Here is a 6,391-nt window from a genome sequence, read left to right on the forward strand (position 1 = left end):
AAACCACAACTAGCGGTGGAAATAATACAAGAGTTACAAGAGTGGGATTTTAACATTAAGTTGGTATTAGCAGATAGCTTGTATGGAGAGAGTGGAGATGTAATCAAGGTATTAGAGCAGCTAAAACTAGAATTTATCGTAGCAATTCGCTCAAATCATAGTGTGTTGATGCCACTAGGAAGCCGAAAACGCTATAACCGATGGAAAGCTTATCAGCAAAAGCTTTCACACCGCCAAACAGAAACTCGTTACCTTAGAGAAATTATTTTTGGACAACGTCGTCGCCTGAGATATTACCAAATCAGTAAAAGTAATGTTCCTGACCCAACAGGAGAAGAAAGTTGGTATATCATGACAAATTTAACCGTTGACCTGAAAGTTAATGTTGCTCAACTTTACAGTTTCAGAAACTGGATTGAATATGGCTTTAAACAAGTTAAAAATGAACTAGGCTGGGCTGATTTTCGCTTAACAGACTATCCTAGTATTGAGCGTTGGTGGGAAACAGTTTTCAGTGCCTATCTTTTAGTCAGCATTCAAGCTACTTATTTCCAATTAGAAGCTGAAAAATTGGCAGCCGAAAATATTCAAAATTCTAGCCCTAAGTCCTGTTCATTCATCAATCCACCAACTGCTCAATATAGTCAACATCGAAACTGGGAATGCAAAATTTTCTCCTGAATAGCCTTGATCTACCCAAACAACTTGCAATTTGGACAGTTTCTGAGACGCTTCATGAAGAACAACTAAGTAGGTGTAGGTAAATAAACACACTTGGGCAAAAAAGGGAGTACAAAAATGCTTGTTTCAAACGAAACGTCGCCCTAGAAGAATAAGTATTTTGGGGGTATTTCAACCAGGAGTTAGTTTTGAGTACGGCTTGGCAGTTAAAGGAATTAATAGTGCCAGTTTCATTAAAATGATGGGTGCACAAGCTAACTGCGCTAATTCTTGGCGGCAAAAAACAAACCAAGACACAGTTATTGTTTTAGACAATTACTCAATTCATAAAAGTGGTGCTGCATTGGCAACTGTTGCCTAAAACGCCAATCAACAATCTGCATCGAGTCTACAATGACGCTCAACGGTAGCATGGATACGGCAACATTTTTGAGTTATGCTAACGCTAAATCACAGATATAGAACACTACGTCGGGGGGAATGTCAACTGCGAAACTGATGTAATGCATCAATAAATGCACTAATGTCGTCTTCGTCATTATATATGTTTGGTGAAACTCGTATAGACTGACCACGCACAGAAACTAAAACTTTGTTTCTATCTAAAGTATTTTGCAACTTTTCTATTTCTACATTCTCTGGTATTCTAACACCAATCAGATGAGCTGCTCTGTTATCTTCTTCAGCCACCAAAAATCCAAGCTCGCTTATTTGGTTGATTAATTTGCTATTCACCAAATTGTAGCAATAAGTTTGAATATTTTCAATACCCCATTCAAGCAGATGTTCAAGTGCTCTTACGAGCATGGGAAGCAAAATGAAGTTGCTTACTTCACCGACATCGTACCGGATTGCCTTGGGACGATATTCATACTTGTAGTTAACTAGATCGGGAAAACAGTCGCTATCAACCCGATTTAGCCAGTTTTCTTCGAGTGGTATTCCGCCTAGATAGCGAGGACCAAAGTAAGCAACGCCAATAGAATAAGGACCCATAAGCCACTTATAAGCTGCACAGATAAGAGCATCCGGTTGGATCTCTGATAGATTTAGAGGAAGTGCTCCAACTGATTGGGTACCATCAACGATGAAAGCCGCTCCACACTCACGAGTACGCTGACCAATTTCTTTAAGCTTAAAAAGTGTCCCATCCGTCCAGTGGACATGTCCCAGTGCCACAAGGGCAGTATTTCTGTCTATAGCTTCTAAAATTTTTTCATTCCACAGAGTACCATAATTGTTAAATCTTTTGTCAGGTTTAATCGCCCTCAATTCTAAACCGTATTCCTGGCAAACCCTATGCCAAGTATAAACATTAGAAGGCATCTGATCAGACGTGATGACGATGTTTTGACCGCGTCTGAAATTTGTATTTTTTGCAATTATTGCCATTCCATAAGAGACAGAGGGTATGATGGCTATTTGATGAAAATCTGGAATATTAATTATTCTGGCGAAAAGCTTACGTATTTTTTCGCCATCTTCAAAAAAATCTATAGCTTTTAGAGCGGTAGGAATTCTCTTGCGTTGCATACCGATAATTCCCGCCTCTTCAACACTCTTTGATAGCGGGGACATATAAGCACAATTGAGATAGTGAAAGTTACCCAACTGAAATAGTGATTTCTTGCACAGACTTGAGATTTCTACAGTAGAATGCATGTTTTATGACTAACTGAAGCAGAACATGAGATGAGACTTTTAAGGTTTTCCAAAAGAGTAAACGAGCAATTAGTTTTGAATGAGTATTAACTACTACATTCCTCCAAATATCAATTCGTCATTATCAGAAAACACTTTTATGGATGGACAAATGATATCCAGATGATATTGAGTGTGCGGAATTAGTCCAAGTCCAAAATGGACTGTTCCATTAATATTATTAGCATATACCTCATTCATTGCAGAGTTTCCAGAAAATAGCTCTAAATGACGATTGACCCCAAAACCAATCTCGATAATTATCCTATACCTGGAATCTACATCAAACATGGCTTGCAGCATATCTATGGCAGGTTGAGCTGCTGGATCAGATGTTTCTATGTTGGTAATAACGCCCTCATGCACACTTGCAATCACAGTGTGATTTCGCATAGTATACAGTGCTTGAAAAATCCGTTCCTGGTCATTCGGAAGAAATGAAGGTGTACCTGAATGTAATACGGGAATTCCTTTTAACGCTATTTTCCCACTAATATCAAGTTTGACATTTAAATTCAAGGTAAAAATTTCTACTGGCAGAACGCTAATTTCTCCTGAAGGAAACAACTGCTGTTCTCCCCATTGCAGTTGTCCTACTTGTTCATGCCACTGTATCCTATCATCTAGATGTTGGAATATAGCAACAGTGTTATATTCCTCATCAACAAACTTAAGGTGACTAGCAGCTTCTCCTTTATTAAAGAATTGCTCAGAAATTTTCTCTTGCTCGTAGGGATCGGTGTTTTCACCACATTTTAGGAAATGCTCTATCGCTTCCACTGATGTAGGTGTGGAATTGCAAGCCATAATACAGAGCTTTCTACGTTGTCCAAGATGCTGTGGCTCAGGTGAACGGAAATAACAATCTGGCGCAATCACAAGAATATGAGCTGGCTCAGGGATTAGCTCACTCAGTATTTTTGAAAAATCATCTCCTTTGTCATATGAGATTATTTTGTAGTCTTTGTAATTATTCTCATGCTCAATTTTTATCTTCTCTAACAAGCTAGAATTGCTTACAACACAGAATATACTTTCTTTTCCATTACCAAATTGACGCAAACGCTCAGGATGTATAGCAATCTTTGACATTCGGCAATACTCCTAATTTTTTATTAAGTAAGTCAGCACATAGTTTGGTTTTTTCGTGCCGACTTACTTACACACTTCTTGACGCTTATCCAAGACATGGGCATTGTGCAGCCTTTTGAGGAATAATCTTCCTTGTTTGTTTCTCCTTCTCTCTCTTATTCCCGCTTAAATTACTCCCCAGGATGACTTCATCATTTTTACCAAGCACTTTGATATTTGGACATATAAGATCCATATGATATTGGGTGTAAGGCAACATTCCAAGACCAAAATGAACACAACCATTCTCACTACCATAGACCTCATTCATGGCTGAGTTTTGTGGTAGTATCTCGACATAGTTGTTTATAGCAAACCCAATCTCAAATATCTGTCTGAATCTAGAATCAACCGTGAACAGAGCTTCCAGTATCTCTAATGCTGGCTTGGCAGATGAATGCGTTGCTTTAATATCGACGACTATGCCATCTTTTACAGTTGCAATGACAGCATGATCTTTGAAACTAGAAAGTTTTTGATAAATTTGTTCTTGGTCTTCGCGCAGGAAAGATGGGGGTCCTGAGTGAACTACTGGATACCCTTTTAAAGGTATTTCACCATTTAACTCAAACTTTAAGTCAGGAAGCTTATCTATCCCTTTCAAAGGAACGAGGAAACAAGCTATTTCCCCTGATGGGAAAATTTGCTGTTCACCCCAACCCAACATACCTAATTGCTCATGCCACCCGTAAATATCATTTAGATGATGGAATTCAGCCACAGTCTGATATTCTTCATCAATCAGCTTTAAGACATCAGCAGATTCGCCTTGCTCAAAGAACTTATTGGCAATTCTTTCCTGTTCTTCAGGGTTTGTTTTCTCACCACATCTTAGAAAGTGTTCAACAGCTTCAATTGAAGTCGGAGCAGAATTACAGGCAAAGATTAAAAGTTTGCAATCGTTAGCTAAATCATTAGGATGTACGGATTCAAACAAGCATTCTGGTGTGATGACAAGAATATGAGCTGGTCTATTAATTTCATCTCGCAATATTCTTGTGAAGCTATCACCTGGATCATAAGTTAATATTTTGAAATCTTTATAGTCTTTCTCTGGTATTATCTTAAACACATTTAACAAGTTGGAATTAGTGACTAAATAAAAAGTGCTTCCTTCTGATTCTCCAAATTGCAGAAAACGACTTGGATAGATAGGTATTATCTTCATAACCTCACTCTAAATAATTCAATGATTAATGAATTTGCAATGATGAAGAGTTTAGAGACTTTGCTTTTTCGCAAACAAAGTGATATTTCAAGTTAATTCCAGCATCTCAATATTAAGACACGAGGCATACCGGAATAGTTCGTTCCAGTGAAACTGGCTAGAACTTGTATGAATATTTTTATCATACTGAGCAAAATTGATTAAAGTAAGAATCCAGATGAGGTTTTATACTCTCTTAACACTATACTCAGAATGACAAATCTATTTTGCGACTGCTTAATCTTGTAAGTCTATTAAGTTTGACCAATTAATCAGGCAGATAGTCTGCATAATATTGTTTTTTTGACTTTCTATGGTTAAAATTCTCTACTTAATAAATAATAGCATTGTTTTTCATATATCTGTCAAGCACTTATTATTTGGTTTTTACTTATAAAAATTATAATTTTAACTATTTTTGTAATTATGATTTGAATACTAAATGTAGCCCACGTTTCCCATTATAAACTCTATAGCGGTTCTCAGTTGGGTGCAATATAGTAACAACAGTGAGTGAACCATCCAATAATGTCTTTTTTAGTCACTGCATCTAAGGTATTTGTGATGGCTTGATCTAATTCTTGGTAGGTTCTAGCGGCAAGCGATCGTAAACACTCTTTTACCTTAGACCAACAGTTTTCAATTGGTGAAAAATCAGGAGAGTAAGCAGACAAGTAAACTAATCTTGCCCCAACAGATTCAATTGCTGCTTGGATGCCTGTAACTTTGTGGGAACTGAAATTATCCATAACTACACAGGCACGCCTGCCAAAGTTTAGGAACCAAAACTTGAGTGACATAAGTATAAAATGCGTAAGGATTCAGGTCGTAGAAAAAGGAATTAGCGAAGGATAGGCAATTGTATGACCAACATACGCGCGTAACGCCTCTGCAAAGAAGTCGATCACAGAGCTAGCTCGGAAACGACAGGTTTGTACGACAGTTAATAGGTTGGCAGTATCGCCAAACCGACAGAGCGATCATGAACCACCACTAATCTTTCTTTTGGTGACAGCTAATCTTAATGAGCGTTCCGCCAGGTTATTATCAGGAGGTACTTCTGGATGGTCAAGAAAATACCACCACTGGTCGTATGTACAGTTTCTCATCGCTTTGTTGTCGGAGCACTTTCTTCTTCATGCAACTGATGCTCTCCCATCATGTTACCTCTGTCAACTACCCCCGACCTGAATCCTTACGCTAGGTTTATGCAGGTAGCCACTCAATTTAAAAATGCCAATTTGGCACATTTGAATATCTCTGTTTCCATATTTATAGGACTAGCCCTTTCAAGGTGTGTTATTTTGCAGCTTTTTCTGGTTTAGAATCTTAGCAGTTGAGACATGGGGCAAGTTCAAGAGGTAAGTTCGTTTTGGTTGAACTCAGGACTTACGCATTGACAGTAATTTGATTATGTGCAGTTAAGCCCACCTTTTGTTCAAGATGTTGCAAAATGAAGTCACGAGCTACCTGAAGAGATAAATTTCTTTGGAGTTCATACCAGTTTTCAATTAACTCTTGGGTTCGCATTAACTGGAGTTTAGACTAAAAGCGATATGAGAGAACGCAAACCAAATGGAATTAGAGGTTAAAAATATTCTCAAGTCAGCCTCAAAGCATCCGCGGCCTTGAACAATTATTGTGTAGTATGCTTGTTGAGAAAAAATACAA

Annotated in this window: 5 protein-coding genes and 3 pseudogenes; 2 read left to right on the forward strand and 6 right to left on the reverse strand. The window is 37.9% G+C overall.

The annotated features are described in order from the left end of the window. A partial coding sequence (locus ACE1AT_RS18765; protein ID WP_374871014.1) for a transposase occupies nucleotides 1–681 on the forward strand: 681 nt, incomplete at its 5' end. Here ACE1AT_RS18765 and ACE1AT_RS18770 read toward each other — a convergent pair. Beyond that, nucleotides 646–750: pseudogene (locus tag ACE1AT_RS18770) on the reverse strand (IS5/IS1182 family transposase); the annotation flags it as partial. The gene ACE1AT_RS18765 and the pseudogene ACE1AT_RS18770 overlap by 36 nt on opposite strands. Nucleotides 751–778: 28 nt before the next feature. On the opposite strand from ACE1AT_RS18770, the pseudogene ACE1AT_RS18775 reads away from it, so the two are divergent. Then, nucleotides 779–1,042: pseudogene (locus ACE1AT_RS18775) on the forward strand (IS630 family transposase); the annotation flags it as partial. Between the two features lie 122 nt (nucleotides 1,043–1,164). Here ACE1AT_RS18775 and ACE1AT_RS18780 read toward each other — a convergent pair. The 5 genes and pseudogenes from ACE1AT_RS18780 to ACE1AT_RS18800 all read right to left on the reverse strand — a co-directional run. After that, entirely contained in the window at nucleotides 1,165–2,214 is a 1,050-nt protein-coding gene (locus tag ACE1AT_RS18780) for an aminotransferase class V-fold PLP-dependent enzyme (protein ID WP_374871016.1), read from the reverse strand. Nucleotides 2,215–2,436: 222 nt separating this feature from the next. Continuing rightward, nucleotides 2,437–3,474, reverse strand: a complete 1,038-nt coding sequence (locus ACE1AT_RS18785) for a hypothetical protein (RefSeq protein ID WP_374871018.1) — start codon at nucleotides 3,472–3,474, stop codon at nucleotides 2,437–2,439. Nucleotides 3,475–3,559: 85 nt separating this feature from the next. Continuing rightward, the gene (locus tag ACE1AT_RS18790; RefSeq protein WP_374871020.1) at nucleotides 3,560–4,681 is read right to left on the reverse strand and encodes a hypothetical protein; all 1,122 of its coding nucleotides are present in this window, start codon (nucleotides 4,679–4,681) and stop codon (nucleotides 3,560–3,562) included. 521 nt (nucleotides 4,682–5,202) lie between these two features. Further along, nucleotides 5,203–5,520, reverse strand: coding sequence for a transposase (locus ACE1AT_RS18795; protein WP_374871022.1), 318 nt, complete (start codon nucleotides 5,518–5,520; stop codon nucleotides 5,203–5,205). A 21-nt stretch (nucleotides 5,521–5,541) separates the two neighbouring features. Continuing rightward, nucleotides 5,542–5,808 (reverse strand): annotated as a pseudogene (locus ACE1AT_RS18800) (transposase); the annotation flags it as partial. Nucleotides 5,809–6,391 lie beyond the last annotated feature (583 nt).

The organism is Pelatocladus sp. BLCC-F211 (genome assembly GCF_041928655.1).
Classification (GTDB): domain Bacteria; phylum Cyanobacteriota; class Cyanobacteriia; order Cyanobacteriales; family Nostocaceae; genus Pelatocladus.